General features: G+C 72.5%; 18 protein-coding genes. 13 read left to right on the plus strand and 5 right to left on the minus strand.

Going from position 1 to position 19543, the window contains the following annotated elements:
- Window positions 1-98 precede the first annotated feature (98 nt).
- The 3 genes from FHL79_RS03495 to FHL79_RS03505 are packed head-to-tail and all read right to left on the minus strand — an operon-like array spanning window position 99 to window position 3204.
- Window positions 99-1229, minus strand: coding sequence for an FAD-dependent monooxygenase (locus FHL79_RS03495; RefSeq protein ID WP_138757237.1), 1131 nt, complete (start codon window positions 1227-1229; stop codon window positions 99-101).
- 47 nt (window positions 1230-1276) lie between these two features.
- Window positions 1277-2215 carry a VOC family protein gene (locus tag FHL79_RS03500; protein WP_138757238.1) on the minus strand — a complete coding sequence of 313 codons (939 nt, stop codon included), beginning with the start codon at window positions 2213-2215 and terminating at the stop codon, window positions 1277-1279.
- A complete protein-coding gene (locus FHL79_RS03505) occupies window positions 2212-3204 on the minus strand; it encodes a fumarylacetoacetate hydrolase family protein (RefSeq protein ID WP_138757239.1) in 993 nt (330 codons plus the stop codon). Before FHL79_RS03505 ends, FHL79_RS03500 begins: the two co-directional genes overlap by 4 nt.
- Window positions 3205-3291: 87 nt before the next feature.
- On the opposite strand from FHL79_RS03505, the gene FHL79_RS03510 reads away from it, so the two are divergent.
- Window positions 3292-4227 (plus strand): LysR family transcriptional regulator, encoded by a 936-nt coding sequence (locus FHL79_RS03510; protein WP_171057990.1) that lies wholly within the window; start codon window positions 3292-3294, stop codon window positions 4225-4227.
- Here the strand turns inward: FHL79_RS03510 and FHL79_RS03515 are convergent.
- On the minus strand, window positions 4200-4856 hold the full coding sequence (locus FHL79_RS03515; RefSeq protein ID WP_246080306.1) for a TetR/AcrR family transcriptional regulator: 657 nt from the start codon (window positions 4854-4856) through the stop codon (window positions 4200-4202). The genes FHL79_RS03510 and FHL79_RS03515 overlap by 28 nt on opposite strands.
- A gap of 105 nt (window positions 4857-4961) precedes the next feature.
- Here FHL79_RS03515 and FHL79_RS03520 point away from each other — a divergent pair, with 105 nt between their 5' ends.
- Together FHL79_RS03520 and FHL79_RS03525 are read left to right on the plus strand one after the other, a co-directional pair.
- Entirely contained in the window at window positions 4962-6170 is a 1209-nt protein-coding gene (locus tag FHL79_RS03520; RefSeq protein ID WP_138757242.1) for an FAD-dependent oxidoreductase, read from the plus strand.
- A 3-nt stretch (window positions 6171-6173) separates the two neighbouring features.
- Complete coding sequence (locus tag FHL79_RS03525; protein ID WP_138757243.1) at window positions 6174-6470, plus strand: putative quinol monooxygenase; 297 nt, start codon at window positions 6174-6176, stop codon at window positions 6468-6470.
- 74 nt (window positions 6471-6544) lie between these two features.
- On the opposite strand, the gene FHL79_RS03530 is transcribed toward FHL79_RS03525, so the two are convergent.
- On the minus strand, window positions 6545-7495 hold the full coding sequence (locus FHL79_RS03530) for a LysR family transcriptional regulator (RefSeq protein WP_171057991.1): 951 nt from the start codon (window positions 7493-7495) through the stop codon (window positions 6545-6547).
- A 155-nt stretch (window positions 7496-7650) separates the two neighbouring features.
- On the opposite strand from FHL79_RS03530, the gene FHL79_RS03535 reads away from it, so the two are divergent.
- From FHL79_RS03535 to FHL79_RS03580, 10 genes are all read left to right on the plus strand, one after another.
- The gene (locus FHL79_RS03535; protein ID WP_138757245.1) at window positions 7651-8643 is read left to right on the plus strand and encodes a C-terminal binding protein; all 993 of its coding nucleotides are present in this window, start codon (window positions 7651-7653) and stop codon (window positions 8641-8643) included.
- Between the two features lie 11 nt (window positions 8644-8654).
- Entirely contained in the window at window positions 8655-9632 is a 978-nt protein-coding gene (locus tag FHL79_RS03540; protein ID WP_171057992.1) for a phosphotransferase family protein, read from the plus strand.
- Window positions 9629-10921, plus strand: coding sequence for a phosphopyruvate hydratase (gene eno, locus FHL79_RS03545; RefSeq protein ID WP_138757247.1), 1293 nt, complete (start codon window positions 9629-9631; stop codon window positions 10919-10921). The genes FHL79_RS03540 and eno overlap by 4 nt, the downstream gene beginning before the upstream one ends.
- 16 nt (window positions 10922-10937) lie before the next feature.
- Window positions 10938-11912: a fumarylacetoacetate hydrolase family protein gene (locus tag FHL79_RS03550; RefSeq protein ID WP_138757248.1), complete on the plus strand. Its 975-nt coding sequence runs from the start codon at window positions 10938-10940 to the stop codon at window positions 11910-11912.
- A gap of 259 nt (window positions 11913-12171) precedes the next feature.
- Window positions 12172-13194, plus strand: coding sequence for a VOC family protein (locus FHL79_RS03555; RefSeq protein WP_138757249.1), 1023 nt, complete (start codon window positions 12172-12174; stop codon window positions 13192-13194).
- A gap of 117 nt (window positions 13195-13311) precedes the next feature.
- Entirely contained in the window at window positions 13312-14592 is a 1281-nt protein-coding gene (locus FHL79_RS03560; RefSeq protein ID WP_138757250.1) for an Nramp family divalent metal transporter, read from the plus strand.
- Between the two features lie 121 nt (window positions 14593-14713).
- On the plus strand, window positions 14714-15844 hold the full coding sequence (locus tag FHL79_RS03565) for an FAD-dependent monooxygenase (protein WP_138757251.1): 1131 nt from the start codon (window positions 14714-14716) through the stop codon (window positions 15842-15844).
- An 88-nt stretch (window positions 15845-15932) separates the two neighbouring features.
- Complete coding sequence (locus tag FHL79_RS03570; RefSeq protein WP_138757252.1) at window positions 15933-17111, plus strand: FAD-dependent monooxygenase; 1179 nt, start codon at window positions 15933-15935, stop codon at window positions 17109-17111.
- Window positions 17111-18094 carry a quinone oxidoreductase family protein gene (locus FHL79_RS03575; protein WP_138757253.1) on the plus strand — a complete coding sequence of 328 codons (984 nt, stop codon included), beginning with the start codon at window positions 17111-17113 and terminating at the stop codon, window positions 18092-18094. Before FHL79_RS03570 ends, FHL79_RS03575 begins: the two co-directional genes overlap by 1 nt.
- A complete protein-coding gene (locus FHL79_RS03580; RefSeq protein ID WP_138757254.1) occupies window positions 18091-19422 on the plus strand; it encodes an aminomethyltransferase family protein in 1332 nt (443 codons plus the stop codon). The genes FHL79_RS03575 and FHL79_RS03580 overlap by 4 nt, the downstream gene beginning before the upstream one ends.
- The last annotated feature ends 121 nt before the right edge of the window (window positions 19423-19543 follow it).

Here is a 19543-nt window from a genome sequence, read left to right on the forward strand (position 1 = left end):
TCCGGCCGGGTGGGCGGGCGTCCGCCGTGTGCCGGGGGCCGAGCGAGGAGGAGCCCTGCTGCGACGGGCGGTCGCAGCAGGGCTCCTCGCGTTCGTGCTCAGGCAGGCGTGCTGGTGAGCTGCGCGACCCGGCCCATCAGCGCGGGGACGTCCCCCCGCTCGTGGGCCAGCTGCCAGCGGGCCAGCTGGACCGACGCCTCGACGACCTCTCGCGCCCGCGGCAGCCGGCGCGCCGTGAAGCCCCCCAGCAGCTCGTCGTCCCAGGCGTTGGCGTCGATGAGCAGCTCGGCCAGGACCGCGGCGTCCTCCAGGGCCTGCGCGGCACCCTGCGCGAGCGTGGGCGGGCAGGTGTGCACCGCGTCGCCGACCAGGACCACCCGGCCGCGGTGCCACGGGGCGTCCAGCAGGTGCTCCTCGAACCAGGTGTAGTTGATCGCGGCGGGATCGGTGATCGAGTCGAGGATCTCCCGCCACGGGCCGCCGTAGGAGCCGACCAGGTCGCGGACGACGGCGACCTTGTCCTCGTCGGTGATCGTGGTGCGGTCCTGCGCGTCCTCGACCAGGAAGGCGTAGAGCGAGGACCCCGAGGTCGGGGTGTACCCGGCGATGTAGCAGCGGCCGCCGTAGACCGCCTCGGAGCTGACCACCTCGGCCGGTCGCGGGGCGAACACCCGCCAGATGCCCATGCCGACCGACCGGGTCTCCAGCGGGACGTCGAGCAGCCGGCGGGTCCACGACCGGAGCCCGTCGGCCCCGACCACCAGGCCGTACCGGGCCGTGGAGCCGTCGGTGAACCGGACGCCGACACCGGCGGGGTCCTGCTCGAGCTCGTGCACCGTGGTCGAGAACCGGGTCTTCACCCCGGCCCGCTCCGCTCGGCCCATGAGCACGCGGGCGAGGTCCGGACGGTACATGCCCATGCTGGCCGGCAGGTCCGGTCCGCCGGACCGGTGCTCATCGAGCCGGGCGACCACCGTCCCCGCGGGATCGGGCGCCCGCAGCACCAGCTGCTCGGCCGGGTAGCCGAGCGCCAGGCACTCGTCGAGCACCCCGAGCTGCCGCAGCACCCGCAGGGCGTTGCCCTGCAGGGTGATGCCGGAGCCGAGCGCGGTCACGTCGGGCTTGATCTCGACCAGGTCGACGCTGACGCCGGCGTCGGCCAGCAGGATGGCGGTGGCGGCGCCGGCGACACCGCCGCCGACCACGAGGACGCTGTCCACAGCGGCCATGGGAGGACTCCTTCGTCCGAGGGCGGGTGGGGGGCGAGCAGACCGGCTCAGACCGGGGGCGCGACGAAGAGCCCGCGGTCCACGTCGTTGAAGCTCTCCTTGGCGACGAGCTCCTCGAACGGGTTCGCCGTCCCCCACTGGTCCTGGTTCTCCGGCAGCGAGACGTCGTAGACGCTCGGGTGCCAGCTGTCCTCGTCCAGCAGCTCGAGTTCGGTCGTGTACTCGATCGTGTTGCCGTGCGGGTCGAGGAAGTAGCTGAAGGTGTTGTCCCCGGCCATGTGCCGGCCCGGGCCCCACACCATCCGGGTACCGGCCCGCTTCAGCCGGCCGGTGCCGCGCATGTACTCGTCCAGCCCGCGCATCTCGAAGGAGACGTGGTGCAGCGACACGTGCGGGCCCTTCGCGATGGCCATGCTGTGGTGCTGCGGGTTGCACCGCATGAACTTCATCAGCTCACCGGCGTAGGGGTGGACGAGCGAATCCGTCAGCGCGAAGTCCAGGTGAGACTCGTAGAAGGCCTGGGTGCGCGTCGGGTCCGGGGAGTTGATGACGACGTGCGAGAGCCGGACCGGGATGGCCTCGCGCTCCTCGATCTTGCGGTGCTGCCGGGTGGTGACGTCGGCGGAGACCTCGATGGTGCGGCCGTCGACGTCGAAGAACCGGAACCCGTAGCCGCCGCCGGCGGTCTGCAGCAGGTCGGGCTCGCTGACCAGCTGGACGCCGGCCTTGCCCAGCCGCTCGGCGAGGGCGTCGACGTCCTCACGGGAACCGGCGCCGTAGGAGATCAGGTCCAGCCGCTTGTCGGTGTCCTTGCGGAGCCGGACGATGTACTGCTCCGGCGATCCCTCGGCGGCCAGGTAGACGAGGCCACCTTCCTCAGCGACGGGGGTGAGACCCCACAGGGTCGTGTAGAACTCGCGCTGCTTGTCGAAGTCCGGCACCGCCAGGTCGACGTGCCGCAGGTGGGTGATCAGCCGGTCGCTCATGAGCGCTCCTCGAGGATGCAGTGGTTGGCCTGAAAGCCCAGGCCGGTGATGGTGGAGTCCATGCGGTCGCCGGCGCGCAGCAGTCGGCCGCGGGGCAGGCCGTTGCCGGCCGGGCTGCCGGTGAGCACGAGGTCACCGGGGAGCAGGGTCGCCACGGTCGAGCAGTGCGCGATGACGCGCGCGACGTCGAAGAGCATGTCCTCGGTCGACTCGTCCTGCATGACCTCGCCGTTGAGCTGCAGCTCGATGCGCAGGTCGGACGGGTCCGGGACGGCGGCGCGCGGCACCAGGACCGGACCGGTGGGCAGGAAGGTGGGCGAGTTCTTCGCCGCCAGCCAGTCCGCACCCAGGGCGGGCGCGTCCCGGCGGAAGATCCGCTCGCGCAGGGTGAGGTCGTTGACGATGGTCCAGCCGGCGACGACGTCGAGCGCGTCCTCGGGAGCGACCCGGCGAGCGCGGCGCCCGATGACGGCGGCCAGCTCCAGCTCCCAGTCCGGCTGCTGCCCGTCGAACGGCAGGACGACGTCGTCGTAGGCGCCGCAGATGGCACTGGGCAGGCCCTGGAAGACGTAGGGCGGATGCTGCAGCCGGGTGTCCATCTCCGCTGCCGCATCCGCGCGGACCTGCTCCACCGTGCGGCCGTCGGAGGCGTCGTGGTGGGCGACGGCGATGTCGATGACGTGCGTGCGGTAATTGGCGCCGGCCTGGAACACCTGCCGGGGCTCGACGGGGCTGAGCACCGTCAGCCCGTCCAGCGGCCGCCACTCCCGCGTCGAGCCGGCCAGGTCCTCGAGCACGGGAAGCGCGTCGTCCCACCGGTCCAGGAGCTGCCGGGTGGAGGACGGCCGACCCAGTTCCGGGCGGTCGGAGAGGTCGAGCACCCGGTCGCGGACGAGGAGCGCGGGGAAGGCAGGGCCGTCAGGTGTCGCCAGCGACGCGAGAGCCCAGCTGCCGGCGTGGTCGATGGTGAGCGGCACGATGACCAGCATCAGCCGCCCGGTGGGCCGAGCGGAAACACCGGTTTGGTATGCCTGGCCATCCGGCCTGCTTATGGCGCCGGTCACGGAGGAGTACCGGTGGAGCTGCCCAGCCTCGACCTCAACCTGGTCGTCGTCCTGCACGCCCTCCTCGAGGAGCGCAACGTCACCCGCGCCGGTGAACGGGTGGGGCTGAGCCAGCCGGGCACCAGTTCCGCGCTCGCCCGGTTGCGCCGCCACTTCGACGACCCGCTGCTGGAGCGGGTGGGCACGGTGTACGAGCTGACCCCGTTGGCGCAGGCTCTGCAGGGTCAGCTCGGCTCGACCATGGAACAGCTGCAGCGGGTGCTGGCGGCCCAGCCGAGGTTCGACCCGGGCACCGCAGAGCGCCGCTTTACGGTGGCCTGCTCGGACTCGGTGCTGACCGTCCTGGGTCCGGGGCTGGTCGCCGCGGTGACACGTGCGGCACCCCGGGTGAGCCTGGACCTGCGCTCGTTGGACGCGCGGGTCGTCACCGACCCGCTCGCCCTGCTGCGCGACGTCGACGTGCTGGTCGTCCCCCGAGGGCTGTTCTCACTGCCCGACGTGCCGAGCGTCGAGCTCTACCGGGACCGCTGGGTGTGCGCCACCTGGCGCGGGAGCACCGCGGTCGGCGACCGGCTGAGCCTCGCCGACGTCGGCGAGGCGCGCTGGGTCATGCCGTTCCAGGAACTGCTCATGGCCTCCCCGGCCGACGCGGCGCTGGCCACGCTGGGCGTGGACCGGCACTGCGCCGTGCGGGTGGAGAGCTTCAGCGTGCTCGACCGGCTGGTCGTCGGCACCGACCTGCTGGTGCTCTTCCACGAACGACTGGCCGGCGACCTCACGGCACGCGACCTGCGGGTGGTGGAGCTGCCCGTGCAGCTGCCGCCGATCACCGAGACCGCCTGGTCGCACCCCTCGCGGCGGCTGGACCCGGGCCACCGCTGGCTGTTGGACCTGCTCACCGAGGTCAGCGCCGGCCTCGATCAGCCGACGACGTCCCCCAGCAGGTAGCGCACCGCGGTCTCGCCCAGGTCGGCGACGAACTCGTCGTCGACCACGGGCATCGGCGTGGCGAAGGCCGGGCCGTAGGCGATCCGGATGATCGTCGTGGCGAACACCGTGCCGAAGCAGGACCGGACGGCGGCCTCCGGGTCCTCGTGCCGGATGACGTCGCGCGCCTGCAGCACCACGCCGGCGAACCCCTCCCCCAGTGCCTGGCTGTACCGGGAGCCGCGCCGGCGGACCTCGACGTGCGACGCCGAGACGAGTACGACGGCGCGCAGGTACCGCTCGTGGCGCAGCGCGATGGAGACCGTCACGGCCACAGCCGCGCGGACGAGTTGCGCGGGCGCCAGAGCGGTCCAGCGCGCGTCGTCGGCGAACACCTCCTGATCGGCCTGCAGTCCGGCGATGCCGTGCTCGTAGACGGCGAGGAAGAGGGCGTCCTTGCTGGTCGTGCGGGCGTAGAGCGCCGTGGGGGCGACCTGGGCCTGCTCGCAGACCGCGGCGATGGTGAAGCCGTCGTAGCCGCGGTCCTCGAGGACCGCGACGCCGGCGTCGAGCACCCGCGCCCACGTCTCCCGGCTCCGGCGCTGCAGCGGCGGCCGGACCGCCAGGTCCGGAGCAGAGGCGTCGTCCACGGCGACCATCCTCCTCGGTGGGCTGCTTGACAGGACTGTGACGCGTCCTGCTGTCCTCGCTTAAGGTAGCGAACGCTACCTTTCCTACTGGATGAGGTGGGTCCCGTGTCCGTTGTTCCTCCCGCCGGCCCGCGCGGCCGGGGCGCCGTCCTCGGCGCCGGCCCGGCCGGCATGGCCGCCGCCCTCGGCGCCCTGCAGGCCGGCCACGACGTCGTGATCTACGAGCGCTACCGCGAGGCCCGGCCGGCAGGGAACATCCTCAACCTCTGGCCACCGCCGCTGAAGGCGCTCCGCTCCCTCGGCGTGGACACCGACGACCTCGGCGCCCCCACCGACTCGGAGTTCCGCAACGTGCGGGGCAGGGTCCGGGTGCGGGTGAAGCTGGACGAGGACGTCAAGCGTGAGTTCGGCGGCGGGTTCATCGGGCTGCTCCGGCCGGAGCTGTACGAGCGGATGCTCGCCGCCCTCCCGGACGGCGTGATCCGGTTCGGTCAGCAGGTGGAGCGGATCGAGCAGGACGACCGCGCGGTCACCCTGCACTTCGCCGACGGCAGCACCGCCGAGCACGACGTCCTGGTGGGCGCCGACGGGATCGACTCGCTGGTCCGGCGCACACTCTGGGGCGATGCCCCCAAGCGGGAGCACCGGCTGCACATCTTCGGCGGGTTCACCTTCGCCGAGGTGCCGGGCGCGACGCCCAACACCTGCATGCTCACCCACAGCCCGACCACCCAGGGCAGCTGGACGTCGATCCGCAACAAGGGCCGCGACGGCCACCAGTGGTGGGTGCTCACTGCCACCGACCCCGACGCCCCCGCGCCGGACGACCTCAAGGCCGCCGCCACCGCGCTGGCCGCGGAGTTCCCCGCTCCGTTGCCCGGCCTGATCGCGGCCACCCAGCCGGACAGCGTGCAGCGCTGGGTGCTGCGCGACAGGCCCGCACTGAAGCAGTGGTCGAAGGGCCGCGCCACGCTCGTCGGCGACGCCGCCCACCCCACCTCGCCCTACGCGGCCTATGGCGCGGGGATGTCGATCGAGGACGGGTACTTCCTCGGTCGGGCGCTGCGCGGGGTCGACCTCACCGACCCGGTCGCCGTCTCCCGCGCCCTGCAGACGTACGAGGACCCGCGCAAGCCGCACACCGCCAAGCAGGTGCAGATGGCCTATGTGCTGGGCAAGATCTTCCACTACGCCCGGACACCGCTGCGGCCCGTCCGCGACTTCGTCTTCGACCACACGCCCTTCCTGCAGAAGGTGGCCGGCGACTCCAACCCCCGTGAGATCAACAAGCAGCTCGCCCTGATCGAGAACTGAGCCGTGCTGATCATCTTGAGTTCCGCCACTGCCACCCCCGGCCGCCGCGACGAACTCATCGCAGCGGCCCGCGCGATCGCCGCGGTCACCCGCAGCGACCGCGGCTGTCTGTCCTATGACTTCGCCGCCGACCTCGACGACCCCGACCGGGTCCTCGGCGTCGAGGTGTGGGCCGACCGGGCGGCGCTCGACGAGCACATGGGCCACGACCACTCGCGGGAGTTCCTCGCCGCGGTGCCCGGGATGGTGACCGGTGAGCCGGTCATGGCGTTCCACGGGGTCCCTGCCGTGGAGGCCTGACGGCGGCCACCGGCCGATGACACCGGCGACCGGGCGGACGGGCCTGCGACCACTGACCGCGGCCGTCCAGCCGGTCAGGAGCTCCCGGTGACGGTGATGCCCGGCGCCGGCTCGGCCTCCTCCCGGGCCACCACGGACAGCTGCTCGCGCAGCCAGACGTGGCCGGGGTCCCGGTCGCGGCGGGAGTGCCAGAACGCCGACTGGCGGAGCGGCTGCAGGTCCATCTGCGGCTCCAGCAGCCGGATGTCCGCGGCCCCGGCGACGCGCCGGGCCAACCGCTCGGGGAGCACGGCGACCATGTCCGTGCCGGCCAGCATGAAGGGCATGGGCACGAACCCGCTCGCAGTCGCGGCCACCCGACGCGTGCACCCGACCGCGTCGAGCTGTTCCTCGACGATGGACCGTCGCCCCTCCACGACGTACTCCAGGTAAGGCGAGGCGGACAGGAGCTCAGCAGTGAGCCGGTCCTCCGCCCGCGGGTGCTCGCGCCACACGGCGCCGACGAAGCGGTCGGTGATGACCGGCAGCTGCGAGCAGTCCGACAGCGACCGCTGGTCGACGATCTGGTCCGGCAGGATGGCGACGTCGACCTCGTCCCGCTGCAGAGCGTCGAGGTACCGGGAGCCGACCGGCGCGGCGTCCAGCCGGAGGTCCGTGGCGAGCCCGGAGAGCCGAGCGATGAGCGGTCGGATGAGGGTCACCCCGACGTAGTCGCTGGCCACGACCGAGAACCGGCGGGCGTCCCGGGTCGGGTCGAACACGGGCGGACGGACGATGGTCTGCTCGATCGTCGCCAGCACCTCACGCACCGGCTCGATGAGCGACTCGGCCCGGGGCGTGAGCTCCATGTACCGGCCGTTCTTGTACAGCAGCTCGTCACCCAGCACCCGCCGCAACCGGGCCAGCGCCGTGCTGGTCGCCGGTTGGGACAGGTGCAGGCTCTCCGCGGCCCGGGTGACGTTCTTCTCCCGCAGCACCGCGTCCAGCACCACCAACAGGTTCAGGTCGACCTGTCCGAGCTTCACCCGTGCCTCCTCCGAGGTCGTGACGCCCATCACGACCATGGATCGCAGCCAACCACGCTGTGCATTTCCGGACGTCGCAGGTCCTCCCTAGCGTCGCTGGCAACTCGACGAGGAGGTGCCATGACCGACGCCCGCAACAGCACCCGACCACCGGCATGACGGCCCGGGTGCTGGTGACCGACATCGCCTGGCCGACCACCGACGTGGAGCGCCAGGTGCTGGCGGCGGCCGACATCGACCTGGTCCTGGCGCCGAGCGGGGACGAGGCCGAGCTGGTCAGGCTGGCCGCCGGTGTCGACGCCATCCTCACCTGCTTCGCCAGGGTCTCGGCCGCCGTCCTCGACGCCGCACCCAGCTGCCGCACGGTCGCCCGCTACGGAGTGGGGGTCGACAACATCGACGTCGGCCATGCCACCGAGCTCGGCATGGTGGTGAGCAACGTCCCGGTCTACTGCGTCGACGAGGTCGCCGACTCGGCACTGCTGGGCATCCTCGCCCTGGCCCGCCGGCTGCTGCCGCTGACCCGCGATGTCGCGGCGGGACGCTGGGGACGCGACGTGCCCGGCGCCGGTACCCGGCTGCGCGGCAAGGTCCTGGGGCTGGTGGGCCTGGGCGTCATCGGCTCGGCGTTGGCGACCCGCGCGCAGGCCCTGGGCCTCGAGGTCGTCGCCTTCCACCTGTCGGGTTGCGCGCCGGCGGGCGGGCGCGCCGTGGCCTCGCTCGACGACCTGCTCGAGCAGGCCGACGTGGTGTCACTGCACGTGCCGTTGACCGAGCGCACCCACCACCTCATCGGCGCAGCCCAGCTGGAGCGGATGAAGCCCACCGCCTGGCTGGTCAACACCGCCCGCGGGCCGCTCGTCGACAACGCCGCGCTGCTCGCCGCCCTGGAGTCCGGGGAGATCGCCGGCGCAGCGCTGGACGTGACCGACCCCGAACCGCTTCCGGCCGACCACCCGCTCCGCACCCGGGACGACGTGGTGCTCACCCCGCACACCGCGTTCTCCTCCGACGGCTCCCTGGTCGAGCTGGCGACGAAGGCGGCGACCAACGTGGTCGAGGTGCTGCAGGGCCGGGTGCCGGCCACCGTCGTCAACCGCGACGTCCTCACCAGCCCGGCACTCCGGGCACCGCTGGCGCAGCGGTGACGGCCGCCGCGGTGCCCAGCACCGACGCGCTGACCGCGCACCTCGTCCACCGCGGGCTGGCCGCCGCCGCCGGTGACCTGGAGGTCACGGCGCTGGCCGGCGGGGTCTCCAACGACGTGGTCGCGGTCCGCGGGCCGGGGTTGGACGTGGTGGTCAAGCAGGCCCTCGGCCGGCTGCGGGTCGCCGAGGAGTGGCTGGCCGACCCGGCCCGGATCGACACCGAGGGCCGCGCGCTGCGGCTGGCCGGGCAGCTCCTGCCCGGCGCCGTCCCGGAGGTCCTCGACCTGTCCGACGGCTACCTGGTGATCGAGCGGGCCCCGGAGGACTGGCGCACCTGGAAGGAGGACCTCCTCGACGGGGCGGTCGACGTCGGGGTGGCCGAGCAGCTGGGGCGCGCACTGGGCGTGTGGCAGCGCCGCACGGCCGGCCGGGCGGACGTCGCCGCCGACTTCGGCGACGTCACCGCCTTCACCCAGCTCCGCGTCGACCCCTTCCACCGGACCGTGGCCCAGCGGCACCCCGACCTGGCCGCCGTGATCGGCCGGACGGTCGACGTGATGGCGGCCGACCGCAGCTGCCTGGTGCACGGGGACTACACGCCCAAGAACGTGCTGGTCGACCCGTCCGGCGGGCAGCCGTGGGTCATCGACTGGGAGGTGGCCCACGTGGGCGACCCGACCTTCGACCCGGCCTGGACCGTCGGCCACCTGCTGCTCAAGACGGTGCACCGGCCCGGGTCGGCGGCGGCCTACGCCGCGGCGGCCGGGGCCTTCCTCGACGCCCTTCGCGCCGAGCTGGCCGGGGCCGTGTCCACCGACCCCGACCAGCTGGTCCGGCAGACCGGGTGCCTGCTGCTCGCCCGGGTCGACGGCAAGAGCCCGGCCGACTACCTGACCGACGACGAACGACGCGCCACGCGCGACCTCGCCCGTCGGCTGCTCACCGATCCCCCCGCTGCACTCACCGACGCCTGGGAGCTGCTCGCATGAGCGACACGACGATCGCCGCTCTGTTCGCCTGGGAGGCACTGGACAGCCGCGGCAAGCCCACGGTCGGCTGCGAGGTCCGGCTGGACGGCGGCGCGACCGGCCGGGCCACGGTGCCCTCCGGCGCCTCGACCGGCCGGCACGAGGCCCGCGAACTGCGGGACGGGGAACCCCGCCACGGGGGCAACGGCGTCCGGCGGGCGGTGGCCCACGTGAGCGGGGAGATCGCCGACGCGGTCCGCGGCCTAGACGCGACCGACCAGGCCGGGCTGGACCGGACGATGCGCGAGCTCGACGGCACCGCCGACCTGGGCCGGCTGGGGGCCAACGCGGTCCTGGCGGTGTCGATCGCCACCGCGATCGCCGCCGCATCCGCCCGGGGGCTGCCGCTGTACCGCGCCGTCGCCGACGACGGGGCGGCCCCCTTGCTGCCGCTGCCGATGGTCAACATCATCTCCGGCGGCGCCCACTCCGGCCGGTCGATCGACGTGCAGGACTTCCTCGCCGTCCCGGTGGGTGCCGCGTCGTTCACCGAGGCGATCGAGTGGGCCACCCGCGTCCGGGCCGGCGCCGCCGAGGAACTCACGGCCCGCGGCCTGCCCGTGGCGCTGGTCGCCGACGAAGGTGGCCTCGGTCCGCTGCTCCCGACCAACCGCTCGGCGCTGGACGTACTGGTCGCCGGCATCACCCGCGCCGGGCTGCGGCCGGGGGACGACGTCGGGATCGCCGTCGACGTGGCGGCCACCCAGTTCCTGCGCGCGGACGGCCGTTACGTGCTCGCCGCCGAGGACCGCGAGCTGACGTCGGAGGAGCTGGTCGAGGAGCTGGCCGACTGGTGCGCCGGCTACCCGGTCGTCTCCCTGGAGGACGCGCTCGCCGAGGACGACTGGGCCGGCTGGCGGACGGCCACCCGGCGCCTGCAGGGCCGTCAGCTGCTCGGTGACGACCTGTTCGTCACCAACCCCGGCCGGCTGCAGCGGGGCATCGACGAGGGCGTCGGCAACGCGGTGCTGGTCAAGCCCAACCAGATCGGCACGCTGGACACCGCCCGGTCCGTCGTCCGCTCGGCGCACGCCGCCGGCTACGCCACCGTGCTCTCCGCCCGGTCCGGCGAGACCGAGGACGACTGGCTGGCCGACCTCGCCGTCGGCTGGCGCACCGGCCAGATCAAGGTCGGCTCCACCATGCGCTCCGAGCGCACCGCCAAGTGGAACCGGCTGTTGCGGCTGGAGGCGGAGCTCGGCGACCGCGCCGAGTACGCCGGCCGCACTGCGCTCCCCCACTCCGCCTGACCGAAACGAGGACATCATGACGCGATCCGTGCACGGCCACGCCCTGGGCAGGTTCGACGACGGCACCGGGCCGTTCCTCGGCCTGGTCGTCGGCGACCGGGTGCACCGACTCCAGGTCGGCGACCTGGCCGACGGCCCGGCCACCTACCTCACGCTGCTCGAGGCGTGGGCCACCGTGTCCTCCCGTCTCGCCGAGCGGGCCCGGACAGCCGACCCGGCCGCCGGCGTCCCCGTTGCCGACCTGCAGGTGCTGGCGCCGGTCGAGCCGCGGCAGGTGTTCCAGGCAGGGGCCAACTACCGGTCGCACGTGGCGGAGATGATCATCTCCGGCAAGGCGCCCGACGACCCGCGGTCCGATGACGAGCTGCGTCGGGCAGCCGAGGAGGAGATGGACGAGAAGGTCCGCAAGGGCAGCCCGTTCATCTTCGTCGGGCTGCCCACCGCCCTGTGCGGTCCTGACGACGACGTCGTCCTCCCCCCGGAGGCCAGCCGCGTCGACTGGGAGGCCGAACTCGCCGTGGTGATCGGCTCCCGGACCCACCGGGTGTCCCGGGAGCAGGCGATGGACTCCGTCGCCGGGTACACCGTGTGCAACGACGTCAGCGCTCGTGACCTCCAATTCCCCGCCGAGCACCGCGTGCTAGGCGGTGACTGGCTGCGAGCGAAGCACCGGCCGACCTTCCTGCCCACCGGGCCCTTCTTCGTCCCGGCCGACCAGGTCCACGACCACCGGCAGCTGCGCATCACGTTCGACCTCGACGGCGAACGCATGCAGGACGACGTTCCGGCCAACCTGCTCTTCGACGTCCCCGGGCTGATCGCCTCGGCCTCGGCGGCCGCCGTCCTGCTCCCTGGGGACCTGCTGCTCACCGGCAGCCCGGCCGGCAACGGCGGGCACTGGAAGCGGTGGCTGCAGCCGGGCGACGTGATGGAGGCAGCGATCGAGGGACTGGGCGCCCAACGCAACCGCTGCGTGGCCGAAGTCGTGTGACCTGCGTCATCCACCACCTGGATCACACGCATTCCGACTGCGCATTTCCGCCTTTCTCCCGCGCCCCATAGCGTTTCTCCCGAGGGAATTCCCCGGGCTCATCAGAGCCAGATCGGGTCGACCCTGAGGAATGGCAGGACCGCTGCCATTCCCAGATGACGCACGCCCCGATGAGGCCATTCCCACGCCGTGGGTGGCCGACGCCCGCACCCCCGGGCTCTCCCGAGCCCTGATCCCACTCTGCGATGAAGGAGTTGTCGTGTCTAAGTACCTGTCCCAGCTCACCGAGCTGGAGCTCACCACGCCGGACGTGGAGGCCTCGGTGGCCTTCTACGAGAAGCAGTTCGGCCTGCGCGTCATCGACCGGGACGACGACGGCTCGGTGTACCTGCGCTGCTGGGGCGACTACTACCGCCACAGCCTCGTCATCTCCCCCGGCGAGCAGCCGGCCCTGGTCAACATGGCCTGGCGCACCCAGAGCGCCGAGGCGCTCGAGCAGGCCGCGGCCCAGGTGGAGGCCGAGGGCATCACCGGCACCTGGCACGAGCCCCGCCGCGGGCACGGCCGCTCCTACCAGTTCACCGGCCCGTGGGGCCACACCCTCGAGCTGTACTGGGAGCTGCCCCGCTTCCACGGCGAGGGGAACGCCTCGATCTTCCCGGACCGTCCGGAGAAGAAGTCCAGCCACGGCGCCGCCCCGCGCACCCTCGACCACGTCACCATCGCCGCCACCGACGTCCGCGCGTTCTGCGAGTGGTACAGCCGGGTCCTGGACTTCCGCATCATGGCCTACACCGAGCTCGACGAGGCCCCGGTCACGGTGTTCGGGGTGCTCACCACGAACGAGAAGTCCCACGACCTGGGCATCGTCCTGGACAGCTCCTCGATCCCGGGACGTTCCAACCACATCGCCTTCTGGACCGACTCCTACGAGGAGCTCGCGCACGCCGCGGACGTCCTCATGGAGAACGGCACGATGATCGAGTACGGGCCCTCCATCCACGGCATCGGCGAGCAGGTCTTCCTGTACTTCCGTGAGCCCTCCGGCTACCGCGTGGAGCTCAACACCGGCGGCTACCGCAACTACGTCCCCGACTGGGAACCGACCGTCTGGAAGCCCTCGCAGGGCTCGGCGTCGATCTACCGCAACGCCAGCCTGCCCATGTCGATGACCGAGTCCTTCCCGCCCGACCCCGGCCACCCCACCGCGACCGAGGAAGGGGTGCTGGAAGGCACCGAGGACCAGTTGATCAACCCGTACGCCAAGCGCGGCAACGGCTGACCGCTGCGCCCGGGGAGTCCCGGTCCTCACCCCGAGGACCGGGACCTCCTGGGCCCCTCCCCCGCTCGACGACCGCTGCCCGCCGTCGGAGCGGCCCACACCACGAGGAAGGCCCCGATGGCCACGATCGACGTCACCGTCCCGTCGCCTGCAGCCCTGCTCCCGTCCCCGCGCGGCCTCCGGCGGCGCCGCACCGGCCGCCGTGCCACGCCCACGATGCTCGGCCCGGCGTTCGTCGCCGCGATCGCCTACGTGGACCCGGGCAACTTCGCCACCAACTTCTCCGCCGGTGCCGCGCACGGCTACCTGCTGCTCTGGGTCATCGTGGCGGCCAACCTGCTCGCCATGCTGGTCCAGACCCTCTCGGCCAAGCTCGGGCTGGCCACCGGCCGGAGCATGCCCGAGGTCTGCCGGGACACGTTCCGGCCCGTGGTGAACCGTGGCCTGTGGCTCCAGGCCGAGCTGGTGGCCATCGCCACCGACCTGGCCGAGGTGATCGGCGGCGCCATCGCGCTCAACCTGCTGTTCGGGTTGCCACTGCCGATCGGCGGCGCGGTCACCGGTGCGGTCGCATTCGTCCTGCTGGCGCTGGAGGGACGCGGGCAACGGCCCTTCGAACGGGCGATCACCGGGTTGTTCGCGGTCATCCTGGTCGGGTTCCTGGTCACCCTGGTGCGCGTTCCGGTCGACCCCCTGCCGTTGGCCGACGGTCTGCTGCCGGGTCTGGCCGGCACGGACAGCCTGGTGCTGGCGACCGGGATCCTGGGGGCCACGGTCATGCCGCACGCCATCTACCTGCACTCCGCTCTCACCTGCCGGCGGGACCAGGCACCCACCCCCGGTCAGCGGCGTCAGCTGCTCCGGGCCCATCGGCGCGGTGTCATCGTGGCCATGGGCCTGGCCGGGGTCGTGAACGCCTCGATGCTGGTCGTGGCGGCGGGGCTGTTCCACGGCTCGGACATCCCGGCCACCGACACGCTGGCCGGCGTGCACGCCGGGCTCGCCCGCGCGCTGGACGCGCCGGCCGCCACCCTCTTCGCCCTGACCCTGCTCGCTTCCGGCTTCGCCTCCTCCGGCGTGGGGACCCTGGCCGGCCAGGTGGTGATGCAGGGCTTCGTGCGCCGCCGGATGTCCCTGCTCGGCCGGCGGGCCCTCACCCTCGCTCCCGCACTCGTGGTGCTCACCGTGGGCATCGACCCGACCGCCGCCCTGGTCGCCTCGCAGGTGGTGCTCTCCTTCGGCATCCCCTTCGCGCTGGTCCCGCTGGTCCTGCTCACCCGCCGTCGTTGCGTCATGGGCGACCTGGTCAACCGGCGGGTCACCACGGTGGCCGCTGCGGTCGCCGCCGCCGCGATCATCGGACTGAACGGCTTCCTGCTCGCCACCCTGGTCGGCTGAGCGCGCCGGACGGCGCCCGCACCCATCGGCCGGGTGGATCCGAGCGATAGCGGATGCGCATTTCCGCTCCACCCCCGGCGCTTCCTAACGTGACCGGCACCACTCAACGAGGAGTTCCGCCGTGCCCGCAGTGAACAACGTCCTGGTCGTGGGGGCCGGCGCCGCCGGCACCACTGCCGCGGCCCTGCTGGCCGACGCCGGCGTCGCCGTCGACCTGGTGGAGATGAAGTCCGAGGTGAGCGCGCTCGGGTCGGGCATCACCCTGCAGGGCAACGCGCTGCGGGTGCTCCGGCAGCTGGGCGTGCTCGACGAGTGCCTCGAGCTCGGCCAGCCGTTCTCCCAGCTCGTCATCCGGCTGCCCGACCCGGCGGCGACCATCGTGGCGCGCGTCGACGACATCCCCTTCGGCGGCCCTGACCTGCCCTCCACCGTGGGCATGTACCGCCCGGACCTCGCCCGGGTCCTGGTCAGCCGGGCAGAGCGGGCCGGCGTGCGCTTCCGCTACTCCAAGACCATCGACTCCCTCACCCAGGACGACGACGGTGTCGATGTCCACTTCTCCGACGGCTCCACCGCTCGCTACGACGTCGTGGTCGGGGCCGATGGACTGCGCTCCTGGACCCGGCGGCTGCTGGAGATCCCTCTCGAGACGAAATCGGTGGGCATGGGCGCCTTCCGCATGTTCGGCCCCAAGCCGGCCGACGTCACCGAGTTCCACGCCATCTTCGGCGGGCCCTCCTACATGGCCCTGGTCTGCCCCACCTCGGCGACGACGGCCTACTGGTCGCTGGTCGAGCCGGCGCGGGACCGCACCACCCAGACCCCGGAGGAGCGGCTGGCAGACTTCTTGGAACTGAGCCGGCCCTACCACGGGCCCTGGGACGAGGTGCGCGACTCGTTCACCGACCCGGCGGCGCTGAACTACACCTGGTTCGAGCACCACCTCCTCGATGCGCCCTGGAATCGCGGACGAGTCGTGCTCATCGGCGACGCCGTGCACACCTGCCCGCCCACCATCGCCCAGGGTGCGGCGATGGGCTTCGAGGACGCCGCAGTGCTGGCCGAGCTCCTGACCGACCGCGAGCAGGTCGACGAGGAGCTGTGGGCCACGTTCACCGCGCGCCGGTTCGACCGGGTCAAGACCGTCGTCGACGCCTCCATGCAGATGGCCCAGTGGAACCTCGACCACGTCCAGGGCGACGTCCCCGGGGTCACCCGCCGCGTTGCAGCCGCCGTCAGCCAGCCCGCCTGACCGTCCTCCCCGACCTCCGGAGCCCAACGATGTCGATCCCCTTGCCTGCCCGTACTGACGACCACGCCGCAGCGCGCGGAGCCTGCTGATGGCAGCCGTCCGGAGAGTGCTGATCCAGGGCGGCGGCGTCGGCGGCCTCACGCTGGCTGCCGCCCTCGGCCAGCGCGGCGTCGAGGTCGACGTCCTCGAGGCGTCGGGCCCGGAAGCCGTCCTCGGGGTGGGGCTCAGCCAGCCGAACAACGCCCTGGCCGCCCTCGACGAGATCGGCGTCCGGGACGCCTGCCTGGCGGTCGGCTTCGCGTTCGAGCCGCTGGCCATCTGGAACCCGGCCGGGGTCGAGGTCGCGTCGATCCCGCCGGCAGAGGGCCGCTACGGCAAGCCGTCGAACAACGCGATCAGCCGCCCCGTCTACAACGCCATCCTGCGTGAGGCCGCGGAAGCGGCCGGCGCCCGCATCCGCACCGGTTCCACGGTCTGGGACGTGACCGAGGACGCCGACGGGGTCGAGGTCGAGCTGGCCACCTGGACCGGCAAGCGCACCCCTCCGGTCCGTGACCAGGGCGCCGGCAGCAACCGCTACGACCTGGTCGTGGGCTTCGACGGCGTGAACTCCAAGATCCGTGAGCACCTCTTCGGCGACCGGTACACCCCACGGTTCACCGGATCGGCGTGCTGGCGGATCACCATGCCCCGCCCGGCCGACCTCACCCACATCGCCTTCGCCATGAGCGGGCCGGCGAAGGCGGTGCTCACCCCGATCAGCGACGAGCAGATGTACTTCGGGCTCGTCACCCCGGAGCCCGACAACCCCCGGTTCGACCCTGCCGACTTCAGCCGGCTCGCGAAGGAGCGGATGCAGGGCTTCTCCGGCCGGATCGGTGAGATGCGCGATGGCATCACCACCGACAGCTACGTCAGCTACGCGCCGCTGTACCACGTGACCGTGCGGGAGCCGTGGTTCCGCGGCCGGATCGCCATCGCCGGCGACGCCGCGCACACCGCTCCCCCGCACCTGGCCCAGGGCGCGGCCATGGCGGTGGAGGACGCCGTCACCCTCGCCGCCGCCCTCGACGAGCACCCGACCCTGGACCGGGCGCTGCAGGCCTGGTTCGAACGCAGGAGGGACCGCGCGCTGTTCGTCGCCGACATGTCGCTGGCGCTCCTCAAGCAGGAGACCGGAGGTGCCGACCTGACCCCCGCGGAGACCGAGATGCTGGAGCTCGGCATCCCCGGCGCCCAGGCACGCATCGCGCAGGAGGCCTATTGATGCGCGCCTACGTACTCCCGGCCGAGGGGGGCTCCCCGGGCTTCGCCGATGTCGCCGTGCCCCAACCGGCCGACGACGAGGTCCTGGTGCGGGTGACTGCGTCCTCGGTGAACCCGCACGATGCACTGGTCGCCAGCGGTGGCGCGGCCCGCTACATGACCTACCGGTACCCGGTCGTGCTCGGCAGCGATCTGGCCGGCACCGTGGAGACCGTCGGCGCCGACGTCCACGACCTCACGCCTGGCCGACGGGTGTTCGGCCTGGTCCGCGAGCTCGTCGCTGCCCGCGGCTCGTTCGCCGAACTCGTGGCTGTCCCGCGCGCGTGGCTGGCCGCGGTTCCCGACGGGGTGGACGACGCATCCGCCGGGGCGCTCGGACTGGCCGCGCTCACCGCCCTCCGCTGCGTCGAGGCGATCGCGCCCGCCCCGGGTGACGTCGTCCTCGTCAACGGCGCCACGGGGGGCGTGGGCAGCTACACCCTGCAGCTGCTGGCGGCTCACGGGGCGACCGTGGTGGCCACCGCCCGTCCCGGCGAAGAGGAACAGCACGTCAGGAAGCTGGGTGCGACCGGCGTCGCGGACTGGTCGGCCGGGGACCTGGGCGACCAGGTCCGCGCCCTCCGTGCCGACGGCGTCGACGCGATCGTCGACCTGGTCAACCGCGAGCAGGACGCGCTCACCGCGCTGGCCAGCCGCTGCCTCCGGACCGGAGGTCGGGTCGCCTGCACCGGCCACGCCGCCGACCCCGACCGGCTGCCGGGCATCCGAGCGACCAACGTGCGCGCCGAAGTCGACCAGGACGCGCTGCGCACCATCGCCGAACTCGCCGGAACCGGTCGGCTGCACGCCCCCATCACCGCCATCTTCTCCCTCGACGAGGTCGCCGGGGCCTTCGCTGCGCTCCGGACCGGGGCGCTCGGCAAGCTCGCGATCGACCTGAGCACCGCCACGCCACACACATCACCAGAACAGAGGACGACGTGAACCTCCCTTCCCTGCAGAGCGGGATCGACCAGGCCGGTAGCCCGATGCGGTTGCTCTGGAAGCCGGGTGCCCCAGCCGTCACCGTGCCGGTGGTCCCCCCGGAGATCACCGGCTGGCGAGGAGAACAGCGAGCCTGGTACGACGGCGTCGCGTACCTCGAGCTGTCCCACCACATGACCGACCTGTTCCTGGAGGGCCCGGACGCCCTGCGGCTGCTCTCCCGGGTCGGAGCCAACAACGTCGAGAACTTCGTCGTCGGTCAGGCCAAGCAGTTCATCGTGGTGAACGACGAAGGCCTGCTGGTGCAGGACGGCATCGTGACCCGGCTCGCCGAGGACCGGTTCGACCTCGCCGGCATCGGCACCGCGGCCAGCTGGGTGCAGCACGAGGCCGAGCGCGGCGAGTACGACGTCACGCTCACCGTCGACCCCGACTCGGCCTTCCGCGGGGGTGCCGACCCGGTCCTCTTCCGGTTCCAGGTCCAGGGCGCCAAGGCGATGACCTTCCTGGAGTCCGCGTTCGGTGGGGCGATGCCGTCGGTGAAGTTCTTCCACTCCGCCGAGGTCTCCCTGGCGGGCAAGTCGTTCCGCGCGCTCCGCCACGGTATGACCGGCCAGCCCGGCTTCGAGTTCTTCGGGGCGTGGGAGGACTACACGCCCATCCGCGAGGCGCTGCTGAGCGCGGGTGAGCAGTTCGGGCTGGTCCAGGTTGGCGGGCTCGCCTACTACTCCGCCGGTGTCGTCGGCGGCTGGCTGGCGACTCCGGTCCCGGCGGTCTACACGTCGGAGAGCACGGCGGACTTCCGGCAGTTCACCAGCCTCTTCTCCTACGAGGGCCAGGGCGCCCTCCAGGGCAGCTTCTACTCCGACGACATCGCGGACTACTACCACTCCCCGTACGAGCTAGGGTACGGCCGCTCGATCTCCTTCAACCACGACTTCATCGGCAAGGACGCCCTCGCGGCGGCCAAGGACCAGGAGCACCGGCAGAAGGTCACCCTGGTGTGGGACGCCGATGACGTCGCGGCGGTGTTCGGGCCGGAGCGCGACTTCTTCCTGAGCTACACCAAGGACCGTGTGGAGAAGGACTCGCGGCTGATCGGCCTGTCCGAGTACGCCACGTACCTCGACCCCGCGGGAGCCATCCACTCCATCGCCGTGATCGACCGCGAGCACGCCGAGCCCGGCACCGAGGTCGAACTCGTCTGGGGCGAGCACCCTGGCCCCGGTACCGCTCCCGACGCCGACCTCGGTCTCCCACGGATCAAGGCGACCGTCCAGCCCGCGCCGTACGACAGCTACGCCCGCACGGAGTACCGCACGTCCTGAACAGGACGTCGGCCGCCCGTCGGAGGATCGACGGGCGGCCGGCAGGACCACGTCGTGAGATCTGTGACGGCTGGCTGACTTCCTCGAGCTCGGCCCTCCGCCGTCCCCGCACCCCCGCCGA

It is taken from the genome of Modestobacter altitudinis, from assembly GCF_005930475.1.
Classification (GTDB): Bacteria; Actinomycetota; Actinomycetes; order Mycobacteriales; family Geodermatophilaceae; genus Modestobacter; species Modestobacter altitudinis.